Below are 17,970 nucleotides of genomic sequence, written 5' to 3' on the forward strand. Positions count from 1 at the left end.
TTATTTTTACAGACAGCATGGAACCAGAACAGAATCGATCAAGCAAAAAAAAGCTACTGCTTGTTTTTTTGATCATCATCATACCACTCATCGCAATCATCGCTTATTTGTATAGAACACCACCGATGATCGCGACCTGGATTTGGAATACGCAGCTCATCGTCACAGAAAGAGAGGAAATCATCGCATTTGCCAAGCAACATCACGTCAATCTCATTTATTTGCATATTGATCAAGAAAATGTTGCCCATCAAGATTATCGTTCCTTTATTAAGGCAGCAAATGCATCCGGCATTCGCGTGGATGCTCTTGCAGGAGATCCGGTCTGGTCTCTCGTTTCCAATCGAAAAAGTATTACCACCTTCTTAAACTGGGTTCAGACCTATAATAAATCAGCTGGTGAAGGTGAAAGATTTAGCGGCCTCCATCTCGATATTGAACCTCACGTATTACCCGAATGGAATGAGAACAAGGAAGTAATCAAAAACGAATGGGTAGCCAATATCGAGTACTTGTCTGCGGAAATGAAAAAGAACCCGGCTTTGGAGTTAAGTGTCGATATCCCTTTTTGGATGTACGAGCTATCGCTGGCAGACAAATCGGAAAGTGTCAGCAAATGGCTAGTCAGTACGCTAGATCATGTAACGTTAATGGCCTATCGCGACAGGGTAGAGGGACCGAACGGAGTATTGGAAATTGTAAACCCGATCATGAACGAAGCGAATGATCAAAAAAACAAAGTGGTCGTAGGCCTTAACCTGCTGCAAAGCGCAGAGGGAGAAAACACCACCTTTTATGAAGAAGGGCATGGCGGATTGGAGGAGCAATTAGTCGCTCTTGAAGATAACCTCGAAAAATTTGCTGGCTACGCCGGATACGCCATCCATGATTACGAGAAGTGGAGGGAACTGCTCAAAAAAAGCGAAGCACAAATGGAAGCAAGCAAAGCGTCTAAACCGATGCCTGTATTCGAAGGTGAAGGCAAGAAACTGGTTACCAAGGTAGACGATGGGGATATTGCCCTCTATAACGGGCAGGGCTGGGAACCCGTGTTTTGGGCGGGAATCAATCTGGGTGCAACGACACCAGGACATTATCCTGGAGAGCTCTCCCCGACCCGCGAGGATTACTTGCGCTGGTTTTCACAAATGAAGGAAATGAATAACAAAGTCATTCGCATTTATACGATTCTTCCTCCGATTTTTTATGAGGCTTTACACGAGTTCAACCAAAAACAGGAAGAGCCGTTGCTCCTGCTGCAAGGAATCTGGTCGCCGGATGAAGCGCTAGCGGGTGAAGATCGGAAAGGACGCGATGCATTTACTCCCGAGATAACCAAAGATTTTCGCCAAGAGATTAAAGACGTTGTACAAGCAATCCATGGAGACGTGACACTCCCGGAGCGGTACGGTCGTGCCAGCGGTGAATATCGGACAGATGTATCGCAATACTTGGTAGGGTGGATACTCGGTACCGAGTGGTATCCGTATTCGGTACAGGTGACGAATGCATCTCATCCGGACATGCCTCCTTATCAGGGGAAATATATCAAGGGAACGGAAAAAGCGTCTCCTTTTGAAAGTTGGCTGGCCTTTATGCTTGATTATTTGGCTGAGGAAGAAATGAAATATGGATGGCAGCATCCAGTATCGTTCACAAACTGGCTGACAACTGATCCGCTGTCGCATCCTAACGAGCCGCTACCGCAAGAGGATATGGTTTCGATCGACCCGATGAATCTGAAAGCATCGGTGGAATGGACAGCCGGTTACTTTGCCGCTTATCATGTCTATCCGTATTACCCAGACTTTTTACGATATGAAGAGAAGTACCAAAAGTACCGGGATTCCAGCGGCAAGGTAGACCCATATGCTGGATACTTACGTGATCTGCGTGCCCACCATAAAGGAATCCCGTTGTTGGTTGCCGAATATGGCGTACCTAGCTCACGCGGCATGGCGCATTATGGGCCTGCTGGACGGAATCAAGGAATGCATATGGAACAAGAGCAAGGCAAGATGAACGCCGATATGCTGCGTAATATTTATGATGAAGGTTATGATGGCGCACTTTTATTCGCATGGCAGGATGAATGGTTCAAATTTACCTGGAATACGATTGATCTGGAACTGCCTGGGGAACGGAGAGCAATGTGGAGCAATCCGTTAACGAACGAGGAAAAATTCGGCGTCATCGCGGTTGAACCCGGTAATTATGCGTCTGACCAGATCATTCTCGATGGAAAAACAGCAGATTGGGAAAAAAGACTTCAGCGAGTCAAACGTGCTTATCCGGGATTTGATCTATCTGTTACGCACGATGAAGCATACTTGTTTCTCATGCTAAAGAAAAGCGAAGGAGAGTGGGATTTCTCAAAGGACACGCTGGATATTGGCTTTGATACGCTGAGTGGTGGGAGTCGAACTGCTGATAAAGCACCAGGTACTACATTTTCCCAAGGGATTGAATTTTTATTGCGAATGCAAGGGGAAGGCAATTCTCACATTTTTGTCAATAGCGCCTATGATCAGCATAGTTGGCTATACGGGTACCTCAAGGGAATGCTGCCTTGGGACGAGCGTTATGATCAAGCAGATAGCGGCATATTCTTGCCATGGAAGCTGGCACTAAACAAAGCACTGTATTTACCGGAAACCAAGAAAACAGTACCTTTCGAAGAGCTGGAAGTGGGCATCATGAAGCCAGGGATTTCCGACCCGAAAGATCCGGCGTACAACTCACTGGCAGATTGGTATGCAAAGGGGAATGTCTTGGAAATACGCATTCCTTGGATACTTTTGGGGTACACTGACCCGAGCAGCAAACAGGTTTGGAAATACCCGTATGAGGCGAATGGAATCGTTCCAACTGAAAGTAAAGGTGTCGGAGTGGAAGTAATTGCACATTCCAATCAAAAACCATTCTCGCGGGAAGATTCCAAACCACTCTTGTACCAATGGGACAAATGGGATCTGCCAACGTACCATGAACGGAAAAAGCTGAGCTTTGAGATTTTGCGCAAGGCTTATGAATCATATGGTACGCCAAAGCCTGAGTAACAAAAGAAGGTGGTCAACAGCCACCTTTTTTCTATTCGAACCGCACCGAAATGTATATAAAAAAGGCGTACAAACCTTGAATCGGTACGTACGCCTTTTTGTTCACTGAAGTTTATTACGAAACTTATTGCGCACCAAAACGCAGACGTTGAAAAAATTTATTGAGCAAGCCGCCGATTGTTTTTGGAGGTTGTTCCGTTTTGACTTCCTCGACCGGCTCGGCTTGACGAAGGGCCTGATTCACATTGATCATACCGTACCCGTATAACTGATCGTGGCCCGGGGCTCCAAGGTCAGTTGCAGAATGTCTAATGAGATTCATCACGTCTTTGGTGTTCATATCGGGATGAACGGACCGGATAAGCGAAGCAAGTGCAGCGACGTGAGGACAAGCCATCGAAGTACCTGATAGCGAGGCATAGTCGCTATAAATGTACGTGCTCGGAATATCGACCCCAGGAGCAGATACATCTACATAATCACCAAAGTTGGAAAAATCCGCGCGTTCTTTACGGTGGTCGACAGCGGCAACGGCGAGGACCTCATCATAGGCCGCAGGATAACTAGGCTGATCGCTCGCATCGTTTCCGGAAGCAGCGACTAACACGACATTATTATCAAAGGCATAGCGACAAGCTTCCCGTAGAGCAGCAGAGGAGGTGTAGTTGCCTACGCTCAAGTTGATGACATCTGCTCCGTTATCGGTTGCCCAATAAATCCCGTGAGCAATGTCTACAGCTGATCCCGAGCCGTCTGCGCCAATGGCTTTAACCGGCATGATCTTACTATTCCAGGACATCCCGGCAATGCCATCTCTGTTATTCGTTTTAGCTGCTATGACACCAGATACGTGGGTTCCATGACCATTATCATCCTGAGGTTTGTTACTGCCATCCAAAACGTTATAGCCTTTGACCAGCTTTCCAGCAAATTCTGGATGCTTCATATCCACACCTGTATCGACGACTGCTACGATAACATCACTGCTACCTTCGCTGACATCCCAGCTTTTCTCCATGCCGATTAGAGGAAGATTCCATTGGTATTCCTTGTAATACGGATCGTTTGGCTTCACGTTCGGGAGTAAGAGGTAATTTGGCTCTGCAAATACGGAGTCAGGATGTTCAGCCAGTTTTTTCATGAGCTGCTTGGTAGTCATGCTCTTTGATTTGATGATGAGAAATTTGTCAAAGTCGCGCTTGATCTTGGCATCCAAAGAGGAAACAAGCTGATCAATTTTTTCTTGCTTGGGACGAGGGGAAAAGCGCACGACGACTTCATTCTCTACATAATGACTGCGGTCACGTTGGTTATGATGAAGCGTTTGGATATGACTTTTTTTCTCCAGGTCACGACGAACGTCTTTTACCTGTTCAATGTAGTTAATCCGTGGAATTCTCGCCTGAACGGATGTCACGCGGGGATGAGGTTCGCGCATTTCCTGTTCTGCATGCTGATTCATCCGATACGGGACAACTACGAGACCGACCAAGGCAATAGCGGCAACAAAAGGCCAGACGCGCAAAAAAACTCACTCCCTCCAGTGCTGTTATCTATATCGTGCACATGAAGGGAGTGTTTATGAAGGAAATAGCTTACAGTTTAACGTGACTAGATTAAACCAAGCTTTGCTAAACCATGTTGGATGCCATTGTCGTTTACGTGGCGCGTAATCATATTGGCGAACGGCTTCAATTCTTCATGAGCATTCCCCATCGCTACTCCCATGCCAACATAGGAGAGCATCTCTTTATCATTCAATCCGTCTCCAAAGGCAACAGCATCCGCTGGAGTCAGTCCAAAATGTTTTAAGACGGCTTCAATTCCTTTTGCTTTGGAGCCGTTCGGGGGCAAAATATCCATGCAGTGTTCATGCCAACGAATATAAGAGACGTCATGGAATTCACCCGTGTATCTCGATTCATCTGCGCCACAGTAGAGAAATGCTTGATAAATCGGCGTTTCCTCCCAGTAGCGATGGCGATACGCTGGGTATTCCAGTCCCAACCAATCAAAAGACTCAATGATATGTGGGTGGTCCATCGCATTGGCATAGAAGTGATCTGCACTCAAAAATACCATCGGATGGGAATGACCCTCAGCGATTTGTTCGAGCTTTGCCAATGTATCTGTAGCAATTGGCGTGTGATGGATAATCTTCCCTTCACTCTGCACATACGACCCGTTAAAGCCCACGAATGTCTCAATGCCCAGTTGCTTAGCGATTGGCATCAAATGATAAGGAGCTCGGCCGGTTGCGATTGCGACATGGACACCGTTTTGTTTTAATGTTTGTACGGCGTCCACGGTTGTTTGTGGAATAATGTGATCGGTGTTCAGTAAGGTTCCGTCAATGTCAAAAAAGACGATTTGATAAGCCACTTCTTATCCGCTCCTCTCCACGTTCTCTCTCTCGTTGTTTTCTCTCTATAAAAGGTTTTGCACAAAAAAATAGGAAAAGGAATGCCGACTGGGACACTCCTTTTCATTTCGCTATTAGAATACTGCTACTTCTGTCTCGCTGTCAAATACATGACATTTGGCAAGATCCATCGCTAGTTTTACCTTCATCTTTGGTTTTAGCGCTTCACGAGAATCCACGCGCGCCACCATCTGGGTATTCCCGATATTGTGGAAATAGACGTACAATTCGGAGCCCATGTTTTCTACGACTTCAACTTCTGCTTCCAGTGTGCTCTCAAATGGATTTGCTTCCATAAAAGAAGCGTCGCTGTAAATATCCTCCGGACGGATTCCAAAAATAACCTGCTTATTTACATAACCTTTTTCCCGTAAAGTCTTGGCTTTATCTTCTGGGAAGCGTACATGAATATTTTGCGCATCAAAATAGAGTGCTCCGTCTTTCTCGGAAAGATTCCCTTTCACGAAGTTCATCGCAGGGGAGCCGATGAAGCTCGCGACAAACAGATTGACTGGATGATTGTAGATTTCAGTCGGGGTTGCCACCTGTTGGATAAGACCGTCCTTCATGACGACGATTCGGTCTCCCATGGTCATGGCTTCCGTTTGATCGTGCGTCACATAAATGATCGTGGTATTCAAGCGTTGATGCAGTTTCAAAATTTCCGTGCGCATTTGTACACGTAGCTTTGCATCGAGGTTGGACAACGGTTCATCCATCAAAAATACTTGCGGCTCACGCACGATCGCACGACCCAGTGCGACACGCTGTCTTTGCCCCCCGGATAGCGCTTTTGGCTTCCGGTCTAGCAAATGCGAAATATCGAGGATTCGCGCTGCATCTTGAATGCGCTTATCAATATCGGATTTGGAGAATTTGCGCAATTTCAGGCCGAAAGCCATATTTTCGTATACATTCATATGCGGATAGAGTGCATAGCTTTGAAACACCATGGCGATGTCGCGATCTTTGGGAGCTACATCGTTGACGCGGCGATCGCCTATGTATAAATCACCTTCCGAAATCTCTTCCAGACCTGCAATCATGCGCAGCGTGGTAGATTTTCCACAACCAGATGGTCCGACGAGAACGAGGAATTCGCGATCTTGAATTTCCAAGTGAAAATCGTCAACTGCTGTAACGTTGTTTCCATATCGTTTATAAATGTGGGAAAGACTTACCTTAGCCATGAAAAAGGCACCTCCTCGGGATTGTGAAGAGAGAAAATTCTTGGATGACTATAAGGGTAGGGTACCAATTCACTTGCAGGTTGGATATGGACAGTATATACAAAATGTTTTGTTAATTTTGACGAAAGAGAAGGTAGAGCTGCAGCAAGACGGCATCAGGAAACAATCGCGGGTCTAATCCGGTTTGTTCCGTCAGCTTGTCCAATCGATACAACAGTGTATTCCGGTGAAGGAAAAGCTGTCGTGCGGTATCGCTTACATTCAATTGTCTGGCGAACAACGTATCTAATGTTTCCAGTTGTTCATCTGTCATGTGCGGAACAGTTATGACAGCAGACAGCTCGTTTGCGAGAGCGGCTGCTATTTCTTTGGGGAGAGAAGCTGCCCATCGTTCTAGCGGATAAGACCAATCTCCAGCGACCATCATTTGTGGCCGATAGGCTTGAAGGGCACGAGCTAGTGATAATTGCCGTAAAAGAGTGTCGCCCAATGCAAGTGGACTCGTGATTGGCGATCCGACAACAAGCCGAACAGGTTCCATCCATTCCATCGAAATCAGATCATGTAGGCCGGATGCCCACTCCAAAAGCTCTGGGGCCGTTTTTTGATGATCGAGTATGGAGACAGGGACGACGAGAAGGGCATGTGTTTGTGTTAACGGAATGAAATCGGGTACGCCTTCAAAAAAATCATGCAGCAAGGGCTGCAAAAAATCCCATTCGCCCTTTCGATCCGGTCTGCATCGCTCTAATAAAAAGGAGACGCGCGCTTCTTTCCACGGCCATTTTGCTTCCAGCTGAGCAGGGATGGCAACAGGGGAGCCGGAGACCATGCTTGAAAGCCAATTGGCTATCTGTTTTGGGAGGGAAAGCGTCGCTGGTTCATCCACATGAGGAAAAATCAGATCCAACAACGCTCGGGCTGAAGCATGCCAAGATGCCGTTTCGATAAGGATCAATGTCATCAAATCATTGCTCGAATGGACGGCAACTTGCTCCCAGCCTTTTTGTCCCCAATCCTGCTGGGCTCGCGCTGCTTCTGTTTGTGAGACTTGTACATATTTGATAGGTAAATTCGTCGCTTGTCGGATGTGCTCGACATCTCTCTTCCAATTTTCCACAAGGTGACCCCCATCTCGACACGAAAGTAAGACTATTATACCTTAGTCGAGGGCGAGCACGGCAGCGGTTTCTTGAAGAGCCGAAGCTGGCGCGGCTATCTCGTCAAATGGAGTATCACTGCCCAGTACATGCAAGGTGATCTCGGGACGGGAACGCAGACGGATGTTTACCCCTGTTTGCCCCAAGCCCTCACTGATGTAAAAGGGGCGACCATCCATCTCGTGAAGACCTTTCACGATATTTAGCTTCGGCAGTTTCCCCATCTTTACGAGATGAAAGGGACGAGGCCAATGGATCTGTCCTCCGTGAAAATGCCCTGACACCAAATAATCGTAAGCATACTCCTTCATGTGCAAAACTATATTAGGATCATGAGTCAAGACGAGCCTTGCTCCTGTCTCGGGAACACCGAAGAAAGACTTGGCGAGGTTGCTATGGCGCGTGCTGAAATCATCTACACCGATAAGGTGCAGGGGCTGCCCGTTGTGATAGATCGTTTCATTTTCGTTGACAAGAACACGACAGCCAATTCGTTCCAACTCTGATTTTAACTGTGCAAGCTTGAAAGGGGTAAGCACGTAGTCGTGATTGCCAAAAACTACATAAGTTCCGAGTGTCGGCTGTAATTGCTGAAGACATTGCACAAAAGCAACTGCCTTCGGAATGTTTTTGTCGCGGTCGAGCAAGTCTCCGGTAATCGCAATCAGGTCTACCTGACGCTGCGAAAAGTCATCGACAATGCGCTGGGGCAGTACAGATAAGTTTTCCATGTGCAAATCAGACAAATGCAAGATCGAAATCGGCTCAAAATCAAGCGGTTGTTGAAGGTGCCGGGATTTTTGCAAGGGTATTGCTACTTCCTTTATTTGAACATCGAATGTATTGCGATAGGCCCGAAAAAGCAACAAAGCGATAGCGCCAAGTAAAAGAAACCAGATCATCAAGGTCAGCCATCTCCTTTGTGGTAAGAATACTGTCCATTATACAAGAAAAAGTTCGCAATCGAATAAGTAGGTTCTGGCAGGAGGAATTACGCAAAAAATGTAGAAATATTATGAATGTTGCGTAGTGAGAAAAACGATGTAGAGTGGGAGAGTGAAGACATGAACGTTGAGAAAATTCCAGCAACGGAAGGCCCTTATAATCTGAAAAATTATGACGAAACATATGCGAATTTTGATTGGGCAGATGTGGAGAAGCAATTCTCTTGGTATGAAACCGGGAAAGTGAACATGGTGTATGAAGCCATTGATCGACATCTCGCTACTGATCGGAAAGACAAAATTGCTTTGATGTACAGCAATGCGACGAGAGACGAGACCTATACTTTCGTGCAATTAAGCGAATTATCCAATAAATTTGGGAATGTTTTGCGGAATTTGGGCATTGTAAAAGGAGACCGCGTTTTCGTCTTTATGCCGCGTTCGCCGGAGCTTTATGTAAGCGTTTTAGGCACAATCAAGGTTGGCGCAATTGTAGGACCGCTGTTCGAAGCGTTCATGGAAGCGGCTGTGCGTGATCGCTTGGAAAATAGCGAAGCCGTTGCGATCGTTACGACACCTGCACTATTGCCACGCATACCCGTTAACGACCTGCCTGCCTTAAAACACGTAATTGTTGTAGGTGCAGAAGAGGAGCTAAAAGAAGGTCACATCCGCTTTGAAAAAGCGATGGAAGAAGCCTCCACCGAGCTGGAAATCGAATGGGTTGATCGTGAGGATGGAATGATCCTTCATTACACCTCAGGCTCAACGGGCAAGCCAAAGGGTGTTCTGCATGTTCACAATGCCATGATCCAGCACTACCAAACTGGGAAATGGATTCTCGACTTGCAAGAGGATGATATTTATTGGTGCACAGCCGATCCTGGCTGGGTAACGGGTACTTCTTATGGCATTTTTTCACCTTGGTTGAATGGAGCAACGATTGTCGTACGTGGCGGACGTTTCACTCCGGAAGACTGGTATAAAGTCATTGAGAAGAACAAAGTATCGATCTGGTTCAGTGCTCCGACTACGTTCCGTATGTTCATGGGGGCAGGGGATGAACTCGTCAAGCAATTTGACTTATCCAGTCTGCGTCACGTCCTGAGCGTTGGAGAACCGCTCAATCCGGAAGTCGTTCACTGGGGCATGCGGGTGTTTAATCAACGCATTCATGACAACTGGTGGATGACGGAAACAGGTGCTCAGTTGATTTCTAACTATCGCTGTATGGCGATCAAGCCTGGATCGATGGGTAAACCGTTCCCAGGTATATACGCAGCGATTATTGACGACCGTGGAAATGAGCTGCCACCGAATCGAATGGGGAATCTGGCAATCCGTACAGGTTGGCCAGCTATGATGAGACAAATCTGGAACAACCCAGCGAAGTACGAAGAATACTTCAGCATCCCAGGCTGGTATGTATCCGGGGATTCTGCATACAAGGATGAAGAAGGCTACTTCTGGTTCCAAGGCCGTATTGATGATGTGATCAATACTTCCGGTGAGCGAGTCGGTCCGTTTGAAGTCGAGAGCAAGCTCGTGGAGCATCCAGCAGTAGCCGAAGCGGGCGTCATTGGTAAACCAGATCCGGTTCGTGGTGAAATTATCAAAGCATTCATCGCGCTGCGGGCTGGGTATGAGCCAAGTGAAGCGTTGATGGAAGAAATTCGCAAGTTTGTGAAAGAGGGACTGGCTGCACATGCTGCTCCTCGTGAAATCGAATTCCGCGACAAGTTGCCAAAAACGCGTTCCGGAAAAATCATGCGCCGCGTCTTGAAAGCGTGGGAATTAGGTCTACCAACTGGTGACCTGTCTACGATGGAAGATTAATCACAAGAAAAGCCATCTCTCGAAAATGCCGGGAGATGGTTTTCTTTTTTTAGGAATGGCTATGTTGTTTATGATCATGCGGATGGTCATGGTCATGGTCGTGATTGTGCTCATGGTTATGCTCATGGTTATGATCGTGATCGTGCGAATCGGATGTTGCCTGGCAATGTAAGTCACCATGTCGAGTAGAGGAGTTCTCAATCTGGATGGTAGCGTGTGTAATGCCGAAATCTTTTTCCAAAAGGACCAGTGTGTCATTTAACACAGGGTAGCTGGGCAAATCGTCCTCGACAACCAGATGGCATGTCAGGGAATCAAATCCGGAAGTAACCGTCCAAATGTGCAGGTCATGCACTTTGATAACTCCAGGCAGTTGACTGAGTGACTCTTCCACTTTTGTTGTATCCAGGCGTGAAGGGGCGCCTTCCAGCAAAATATTGACGGATTCTTTCGTTACACGCCATGCGCTCAGCATGATCAGGACTGCCACGACGATACTGATGATCGGGTCGGCAATGTACCAGCCAAAAGCCCACATCAGGATACCACCAACGATTGCCCCGACAGAACCGAGAAGATCGCCGAGAACGTGGAGATAGGCACTGCGTACATTGACGTTGTTTTTGGTATCGCCACGCATGAGTACCATGGCTGCAGCAATATTCGCCAAGAGTCCGACTATGGCGATGATGATCATGGAGCCACTGGCAACCTCAGGCGGATTCCACATGCGTTGGAACCCTTCCCAGAAAATGAACAAGGAAATCAGTACAAGTGTCACACCATTGGTCAGTGCAGCCAAGATTTCAAAACGTTTCAACCCGAATGTTCTCTTTGCAGAAGGTGGTCGTGCAGCGAAATGAACAGCGATCAAGCTCAATAGAAGTGCTAATGCATCGCTCAACATATGCCCAGCATCAGAGAGCAGCGCCAAACTATTGGTGAGGAAGCCCCCGATGGTTTCTACAACCAGAAATATAGCAATGATGAGGAAAGAAATGAGAAGAGCTCGTTTACTGGCTCCTTTTCCATGGTGATGGTGATCGTGTCCATCTCCATGATCGTGATGGTGAAAGCCCATGATAGAATCCTCCTTCTAGAAAATAATTTATAAATGTTCCACTAGATAAAGGGCGTCTTTTCCTACGCCGCCCATAAGCGCTGACGCCCTCGTATGCTGCCATGGAAGTCCAAGAAAGGATAGGCCAGGCACTTTTGTGATACCCCGAAGATGAATGGGTCTGCCTTTCGAATCAAGCACATCTGGAATACTAAGCCAATCGTAGTTTGGTCGAAAGCCAGTGGCCCACAATACGTTATTGACTGTTGCCTCTGTTCCATCTGCAAAATAAACGGTACGCCCATTAACCTGTACGGTTCGAGAAACCAACCGCAATGCTCCTGAGCGAGAGAGCTCGCGTACCTGGTTTTTGTAGCCGAATATCGGATCGGGAGAACTGCGCATTTTCTTGCCGATCCAAGTGGAGTGGGGAGCATCGAGTAATCCAAATGTCTTCATGTAATCAAATATAGGTTTGCCAAAAATGAAGTTTGGCAAATAAGAGCGTGATTCTCCCTGTGAAAAAATAACGGGTCGATGAGCGGCGAGCTCTACCGCAATCTGTGCCCCAGAGTTGCCGCTGCCAACGACAAGGACCGGGCCGTCGATAAGCTGGCTCTCATTCTTGTACTGCGAAGTGTGCAGTTGATGAACGGTGTGGTCCAAGCTGTTCGCAATATCTGGGATAAACGGCGTATGAAATGGCCCTGTTGCAATGACGACTTGCTTCGCGTGGAGCAGACGGTCTTGTGTCCGTACTTGGAAGCGGAAACCAATTTTGCTGAGCTCCATAACAGTCGCACCAAGCATGACAGGCAATTCGAAATGTTTGGCGTACAATTCTAGGTAGTCTGCCGCTTCATCCTTGTTTGGGAGCGTATTCTGCTCTCCGGGAAACGTAAGACCAGGTAGTTGATTATGTTTACGTGGTGTAAAAAGCACCAGCGAATCGTAGCGTTGCCGCCAACTGTCCCCGATCCGTTGGTTTTGCTCCACGATGACAAAACGGCGATTTTTACGCTTGAGTGCATATCCGAGAGCAAGTCCTGCCTGCCCTCCGCCAATTACGATGACGTCATAGTCGTTCATGATTCGGGCCTTCTTTCTGGTAATTGATTACCTAAATCATACCATACTCATTATTATATTCAAGTAATTGTTTGAGTGTTTTTTGAAAATCAGCAAAAAAGGCCGCCACTATTAGTGACGGACCTGTTTAAAAGCCAGTGGATTTACGGTTTTGATTGCCTCAATTCGGCAGCATGCTCAATACCACACATGATTAAATGGCGGACATGATCGTCATCGAGTGAGTAATAGACGAGCTTGCCACTTTTGCGGTATCGGGCGAGACCCATGTTTTTTAACAAGCGCAGATGGTGAGAGGTATTGGGGATCGAACTATTGATGGTTGCTGCGACATCACAAACACATAGTTCTCCTTCAAGTGCCAGCGCGTAAATAATTTTTGCTCGCGTATCGTCTGCGAGAGCCTTGAAGAGAGGGGCGACACCATCCGTTTCCGTCATTCTAGGCCGAAGCCTGTTTACTTTTTCTTCATCGATCGTCTGGACTTCACAAACCTCTAGATCAGTGGGAATGCGCTGAATGTCTTCGCTCACTTCATTCACCCCGAACCGTACGATTTTTCACCATTATAAGACGGATACAGGGGGAAGGGAAGGCTGGACAACCTGTTGATTTTGTAAAAAAAATAAAGGACAAGAAGGAAAAATAGGTGTCTGCATATAAATAGGAATGATACCTATTTACAAAATGAGAGGAGAGAACTCCCGCTTGATTCTGAAGATTCGCCAATTTTTAGTTGAAATAATCGGGGCGCTTCTGCTTGGTCTAGGTGTCGTTTGGTTAACGATGGGAAGTGACAGCGGCTTGTTTTCCGGTTGGAGCATAAAGTGGTCCCCTTTATGGCTTGATGTGAAAACCTTTTTCCTTAGTATTTGGCTGGAAGCAATTCCGTTTGTCCTCTTGGGTGTATTCTTTTCGGCATTTATCCAGACGTTTGTGACAGAAGAGCAGGTGAGGCGTTGGACACCGAAGCATCCACTCGTGGCCCTGCCATTTGCCGGGTTGCTTGGATTTTTGTTCCCTGTCTGTGAATGTGCCATTATCCCTGTGGTTCGTCGCTTGATCCAAAAAGGGATGCCGCTGTCAGTCGGGATTGTTTTCTTATTGGCGGGACCGATTGTGAATCCCGTTGTTTTGTCATCGACCTATGTCGCTTTCGCCCGTCAGCCGGAAATGGCTCTCTACCGGGGCGTTGCGGGATTCGTTGTTGCGCTCATAGTGGGCATGCTTGTCTTCTTGTTTGTCAAAAAAAATCCGATACGGCTCGGCATGGAATCGCAAATCAGTCATGAAGCCGATCATGTAAAAGCGACGAGTGGAAAGCTGTCCTCGACATTTGCGCACGCAGTGGACGAATTTTTTGACATGGGAAAATATTTGTTGTTTGGTGCGTTTATCAGTGCACTTTTACAGGTGTACATCAGCCGGGATACGCTCATGGACATCGGTCAAACGCCCCTCACCTCCCATTTTGTCATGATGGGGATGGCGTATTTGTTTTCGCTTTGCTCAGAGGCGGATGCGTTTATTGCTGCCTCCTTTTCCAATACGTTTTCAAGCAGCTCGTTGCTTGCGTTTCTGGTTTTCGGTCCCATGCTCGATTTAAAAACGACGTTGATGCTATTTGGAACGTTTCGCTTTGGTTTTGTTGTCAAGCTGGTCGTAGCTATTACGCTTTTGGTGATTGGCGTCACTATGCTTATGCCGATGTAAGGAGGAGAATATGGATCCGAATAAATTGAAGCGTCATCACATCATGCGTAGTTTGATTTTGGCGGGCATTACAGCGTTGTTGGCCTATTTGATCCTGTCGGAAGCACTCAGTCACTATCTCGCACCCCGATTGCACATGTTCAGCTATGTCACGCTCGCCATTCTGGCTCTGTTGACAATGGTCAGCATACGGCAAATTTTTGTTGGCAGTAGCGTTTACGATTGCGATTGTGAGGAGCAGCACAAAGTACCACGTACACCTATGGGCTCCTTTTTGGTTTATGGATTGTTTGTGCTACCCATCGTAATGGGATTTTTCATGCCGGATAAAATTCTTGGCAGTGATGTAGCGGAAAAGCGGGGGATCACGCTACTCAGCAATGATGTACGAAAGCTGGCGGATGTAACGGCGAATGCGAATGTGAATGCAACAGAGAATGTGAAGCAGACAGCAGGAGTCAAAGAAGATGCCGAGCCAAGTATAAAACCACAGCCAGAGGCTACCAATCAAGTAGCAATACCCCCGTTGCAAGCAACAGACGACGAGCAATTGCGGCAGCGATTCTCGAACGTGGGATTTGGTGACTTTTACACGGATATAGCCGTCTTTTTACATAAACAACCAGTGATTGAACTGAATGACAAAATGTTCTTGGACGGACTCACCACGATGGAGCTATATGCAAAAGAATTTGCTGGAAAAGAGCTTGAGACGATGGGATTTGTATATCGACAGCCTGATTTTACAAAGCAGCAGTTTGTCGTAGCGAGGTTCTCCGTCACCTGCTGTACAGCAGATTCCAGTGTCTATGGGGTTCTGGTGGAAAAGGAGGACGCGGACAAATGGAAAAAAGATAGCTGGGTAAAAGTACGCGGAAAGCTAGAGCTGCGTCAGGTAGAAGGATATGACATGCTTGTTCTCAAAGCCTCTCAGGTTGAAGCCGTCTCCGCTCCCAAAGATCCTTATGTGTATTACAGCTTTGAATCAACTCCAGAAAGTTAAAAGCGGGGGAAACAAAATGATCGTGCGACTAGATTTACAGGATGAACAAACGGTACAAAAACTTTGGAACATGCAGAAAAGAGCGTATCGTGTAGAGGCGGAGTTAATTGGAACAGAAGATATTCCCCCTCTGCGAGAATCAGTAGAACAACTGAGGGCATGTGGGGAAACGTTTTATGGCTACATAGAGGGAGACGAGCTGGCAGGGGCTGTTTCTTTTATGATCGAGGGGGAAACGTTGGATATTCACCGAATCATTGTCGATCCTATTCATTTTCGTAAGGGAATCGCGAGTCAATTGCTAGCCTCTGTCCACGAGCATGGTTGCAGCAGGATCGTCGTAGCAACTGGTTCCTTGAATGAACCGGCTGTTCGATTGTATGAAAGACATGGATTTACCTTGACGGATAAAAAAGAAGTGAAGCTCGGTCTTTGGCTATCTTTTTTCGAGAAAACGATTCGACGATAAGGAGAGAGGTTGGGAGGGTTTACGTTGATATCGATTAGGAAGGAAATCAAGTGGCAGCAGCGTTTGCTCAAGGCCACGACAATGGCTTCCTTGTTGGCTTTGGTCCTCGGTGGATCTGGGAGTGGCTGGTGGATGCCAGAACGGGTAGGGGCGCAGTCTCCTGCGGTGGGGAAGATAGACGACTTCACAGCCAAGCCTATAGCAGATGGCAGTAAAGGCTCGTACGACCTGAAGTTTGAGATGTCGCCGGAAGGAAAGTTTACCGCTGAGGCCAAGATCATCGTTGAAAATCGTTCCAAGGACGAATGGGATCAGCTGATCTTTTATTTCCTGCCTAATGCATTTACAAAAGAGAACAAACCTCCATTCTTCGAGGACGCAGCCGAAGTGAAAATTCGTGACGTCAAACTGGATGGTGTGAAAGTGAAGTATCAGCTGACGGGTGATACGCTTGCCATCCCACTTGCCGAAAAGCTTGCGTCAAATGAGAATCGAGAGGTAACCGTAAAATATGCGTTTACCGTTCCGCGAAAAGGACTGCGTTTTGACCGTACGGAAAATGGCTTTCATTTGGCGCAAGCATATCCGATGCTAGCTACCTACCAGGGGAAAGACGGATGGAATAAGAAGCCGTACTCGCTTCGAGGCGAATCGTATCATACGAGCCATGCGGATTTTTCTATTTCGTACCGCTTGCCGAAAGGGTATACGGTCATCAGCTCGTCTGATCAGGATAAGGCATCGAGCAGTCAGAGCGGTAATATAAATGTGAAAAATACGAAGGAAGTATTCATCGCAGTTGTAAAAGGAATGCGTAGTATAAGCAAAACGGTCAAGGGTGTCGAGCTTCGGGTATGGGGAAAGGAAGCAGACAAGGAAGCGATGACAGTCGCCCTGCAAGCTGCGGAAAAATCGTTTGAACAATTCACGGATAAATTGGGGCCGTATCCCCATAAACAACTCGATATCCTGTTGGATGAAACCGCAAGTATGGAATATCCTGGCGTGGTGACGGTCGGACACATGGGGAGTGTGGACCCGGATTTAAGTCACACCGTGGTGCACGAGATTGCCCATCAATGGTTCTATGGAGTGGTCTCGAATGATCCGTTCCATCACGCCTGGTTGGACGAAGGAATAACAGAGCTTGCCACGACGCTCTATTTTTACGATGTTGAGAAAAAAGGGGATGCCAGCTTTTATTTTGCTGAACAAGCTGACGCGACCCAATCGGTTTCCAATCTGCCGCTGGATGAGTTTGGCAAGGGACCAATCGTGGGTCCGGTGTACGGTCAGCCTGTAAAAGAGCTATGGAAGCTGATTACAACATATGGCGATGCGACGGATGGCTGGGAGTTTTTGCAAACGTATTATCAGACGTACGCCTACAAACAGGTGGATACGCCTGAGTTTGTTCGTTTTGCCACAGCGTATTTTCCAATGAATGAACAGTACTTCGTGAAATGGCTGCGTTTATAGTACGCCCCTTTACACAAAACAACCCGGATAACGGCACTTTTTTCAAGTGTCAGTTTCCGGGTTTTCCTTCTTTTTAAGGCGTACGCTTATTTGGTATCATCTGTTTCTTTCTGTTGGTCTTCATAAAACCAAAGAGGATCATCGCAATCCTCATCGCCATTGTAATTGATTAAAATTTCTTCACCCGCTTGAATGTCCGTATACGCATAAAAGTCAAACGTGTGGTTGTCGAAGTTAATCTCGTACGTGGCATTTGGCGTGTAGGAATGATTAAATAGCATGCCATACCCTAACAAGAAGGCTGTGTGATTAGCACCGTACTCAAATGCATAATCCGCGAGCAAGGTTTTCTCGATATGCTCATGCTCTTCGTTCAAATAGGGCAGCACGGGCGCTTCATGAATCAGGTCGCCTTTTCTGATATCTTGCGTTGCAAATACACCTCTATTTAATTCTCCATTGCTAAGTTTGGAGGTCTTGACTTCGATCATGCGGATCACCTGCATTTCTTATGTCTGTGGAAAACGTATCTTTCTAAGGATGACA

At 46.9% G+C, this 17,970-nt stretch carries 15 protein-coding genes; 6 read left to right on the forward strand and 9 right to left on the reverse strand.

The annotated features are described in order from the left end of the window. Window positions 1-17 precede the first annotated feature (17 nt). On the forward strand, window positions 18-3,059 hold the full coding sequence (locus tag HP570_RS26575) for a hypothetical protein (protein ID WP_173627703.1): 3,042 nt from the start codon (window positions 18-20) through the stop codon (window positions 3,057-3,059). Window positions 3,060-3,183: 124 nt separating this feature from the next. Here the strand turns inward: HP570_RS26575 and HP570_RS26580 are convergent, their stop codons facing one another. The 5 genes from HP570_RS26580 to HP570_RS26600 all read right to left on the reverse strand — a co-directional run bounded on the left by HP570_RS26580 (window position 3,184) and on the right by HP570_RS26600 (window position 8,733). Further along, complete coding sequence (locus tag HP570_RS26580) at window positions 3,184-4,584, reverse strand: S8 family peptidase (RefSeq protein WP_173627704.1); 1,401 nt, start codon at window positions 4,582-4,584, stop codon at window positions 3,184-3,186. Between the two features lie 86 nt (window positions 4,585-4,670). Continuing rightward, window positions 4,671-5,441, reverse strand: coding sequence for a Cof-type HAD-IIB family hydrolase (locus HP570_RS26585; RefSeq protein ID WP_173627705.1), 771 nt, complete (start codon window positions 5,439-5,441; stop codon window positions 4,671-4,673). Window positions 5,442-5,555: 114 nt separating this feature from the next. Then, window positions 5,556-6,671, reverse strand: coding sequence for an ABC transporter ATP-binding protein (locus HP570_RS26590; protein ID WP_064203302.1), 1,116 nt, complete (start codon window positions 6,669-6,671; stop codon window positions 5,556-5,558). A gap of 112 nt (window positions 6,672-6,783) precedes the next feature. Then, window positions 6,784-7,791: a PucR family transcriptional regulator gene (locus tag HP570_RS26595; protein WP_173627706.1), complete on the reverse strand. Its 1,008-nt coding sequence runs from the start codon at window positions 7,789-7,791 to the stop codon at window positions 6,784-6,786. A gap of 42 nt (window positions 7,792-7,833) precedes the next feature. Next, window positions 7,834-8,733 (reverse strand): metallophosphoesterase, encoded by a 900-nt coding sequence (locus HP570_RS26600; RefSeq protein WP_173627740.1) that lies wholly within the window; start codon window positions 8,731-8,733, stop codon window positions 7,834-7,836. A 162-nt stretch (window positions 8,734-8,895) separates the two neighbouring features. On the opposite strand from HP570_RS26600, the gene acsA reads away from it, so the two are divergent. Further along, window positions 8,896-10,611 (forward strand): acetate--CoA ligase, encoded by a 1,716-nt coding sequence (gene acsA / locus HP570_RS26605; protein WP_173627707.1) that lies wholly within the window; start codon window positions 8,896-8,898, stop codon window positions 10,609-10,611. 49 nt (window positions 10,612-10,660) lie between these two features. Here acsA and HP570_RS26610 read toward each other — a convergent pair whose 3' ends face one another. From HP570_RS26610 to HP570_RS26620, 3 genes are all read right to left on the reverse strand, one after another. Beyond that, complete coding sequence (locus HP570_RS26610; protein ID WP_173627708.1) at window positions 10,661-11,692, reverse strand: cation diffusion facilitator family transporter; 1,032 nt, start codon at window positions 11,690-11,692, stop codon at window positions 10,661-10,663. Window positions 11,693-11,719: 27 nt separating this feature from the next. Further along, complete coding sequence (locus HP570_RS26615) at window positions 11,720-12,760, reverse strand: flavin-containing monooxygenase (protein WP_087349379.1); 1,041 nt, start codon at window positions 12,758-12,760, stop codon at window positions 11,720-11,722. Between the two features lie 143 nt (window positions 12,761-12,903). Then, window positions 12,904-13,293: an ArsR/SmtB family transcription factor gene (locus HP570_RS26620; RefSeq protein WP_012685821.1), complete on the reverse strand. Its 390-nt coding sequence runs from the start codon at window positions 13,291-13,293 to the stop codon at window positions 12,904-12,906. Between the two features lie 253 nt (window positions 13,294-13,546). Between HP570_RS26620 and HP570_RS26625 the strand changes: the two genes are divergently transcribed. From HP570_RS26625 to HP570_RS26640, 4 genes are read left to right on the forward strand one after another with little or no spacing between them, the layout of a single operon-like run. After that, window positions 13,547-14,473 carry a permease gene (locus tag HP570_RS26625; protein ID WP_483862097.1) on the forward strand — a complete coding sequence of 309 codons (927 nt, stop codon included), beginning with the start codon at window positions 13,547-13,549 and terminating at the stop codon, window positions 14,471-14,473. Window positions 14,474-14,483: 10 nt separating this feature from the next. Beyond that, window positions 14,484-15,476: a TIGR03943 family putative permease subunit gene (locus HP570_RS26630; protein ID WP_173627710.1), complete on the forward strand. Its 993-nt coding sequence runs from the start codon at window positions 14,484-14,486 to the stop codon at window positions 15,474-15,476. 16 nt (window positions 15,477-15,492) lie between these two features. Further along, window positions 15,493-15,945 (forward strand): GNAT family N-acetyltransferase, encoded by a 453-nt coding sequence (locus HP570_RS26635; protein WP_173627711.1) that lies wholly within the window; start codon window positions 15,493-15,495, stop codon window positions 15,943-15,945. Between the two features lie 24 nt (window positions 15,946-15,969). Next, on the forward strand, window positions 15,970-17,424 hold the full coding sequence (locus tag HP570_RS26640; RefSeq protein ID WP_254495490.1) for a M1 family metallopeptidase: 1,455 nt from the start codon (window positions 15,970-15,972) through the stop codon (window positions 17,422-17,424). A gap of 86 nt (window positions 17,425-17,510) precedes the next feature. On the opposite strand, the gene HP570_RS26645 is transcribed toward HP570_RS26640, so the two are convergent. Then, entirely contained in the window at window positions 17,511-17,915 is a 405-nt protein-coding gene (locus HP570_RS26645) for an SET domain-containing protein (protein ID WP_012685826.1), read from the reverse strand. Between the last annotated feature and the right edge of the window lie 55 nt (window positions 17,916-17,970).

It is taken from the genome of Brevibacillus sp. RS1.1, from assembly GCF_013284365.1.
Classification (GTDB): Bacteria; Bacillota; Bacilli; order Brevibacillales; family Brevibacillaceae; genus Brevibacillus; species Brevibacillus brevis_D.

Bases quoted from the DNA above. Each gene is read 5' to 3' on its own strand.
- HP570_RS26645 (WP_012685826.1), bottom strand. From the start codon at position 17,915: ATGATCGAAGTCAAGACCTCCAAACTTAGCAATGGAGAATTAAATAGA.
- HP570_RS26625 (WP_483862097.1), top strand. From the start codon at position 13,547: ATGGGAAGTGACAGCGGCTTGTTTTCCGGTTGGAGCATAAAGTGGTCC.
- HP570_RS26615 (WP_087349379.1), bottom strand. From the start codon at position 12,760: ATGAACGACTATGACGTCATCGTAATTGGCGGAGGGCAGGCAGGACTT.
- HP570_RS26590 (WP_064203302.1), bottom strand. From the start codon at position 6,671: ATGGCTAAGGTAAGTCTTTCCCACATTTATAAACGATATGGAAACAAC.
- HP570_RS26630 (WP_173627710.1), top strand. From the start codon at position 14,484: ATGGATCCGAATAAATTGAAGCGTCATCACATCATGCGTAGTTTGATT.
- HP570_RS26575 (WP_173627703.1), top strand. From the start codon at position 18: ATGGAACCAGAACAGAATCGATCAAGCAAAAAAAAGCTACTGCTTGTT.
- HP570_RS26635 (WP_173627711.1), top strand. From the start codon at position 15,493: ATGATCGTGCGACTAGATTTACAGGATGAACAAACGGTACAAAAACTT.
- HP570_RS26610 (WP_173627708.1), bottom strand. From the start codon at position 11,692: ATGGGCTTTCACCATCACGATCATGGAGATGGACACGATCACCATCAC.
- HP570_RS26600 (WP_173627740.1), bottom strand. From the start codon at position 8,733: ATGATCTGGTTTCTTTTACTTGGCGCTATCGCTTTGTTGCTTTTTCGG.
- acsA (WP_173627707.1), top strand. From the start codon at position 8,896: ATGAACGTTGAGAAAATTCCAGCAACGGAAGGCCCTTATAATCTGAAA.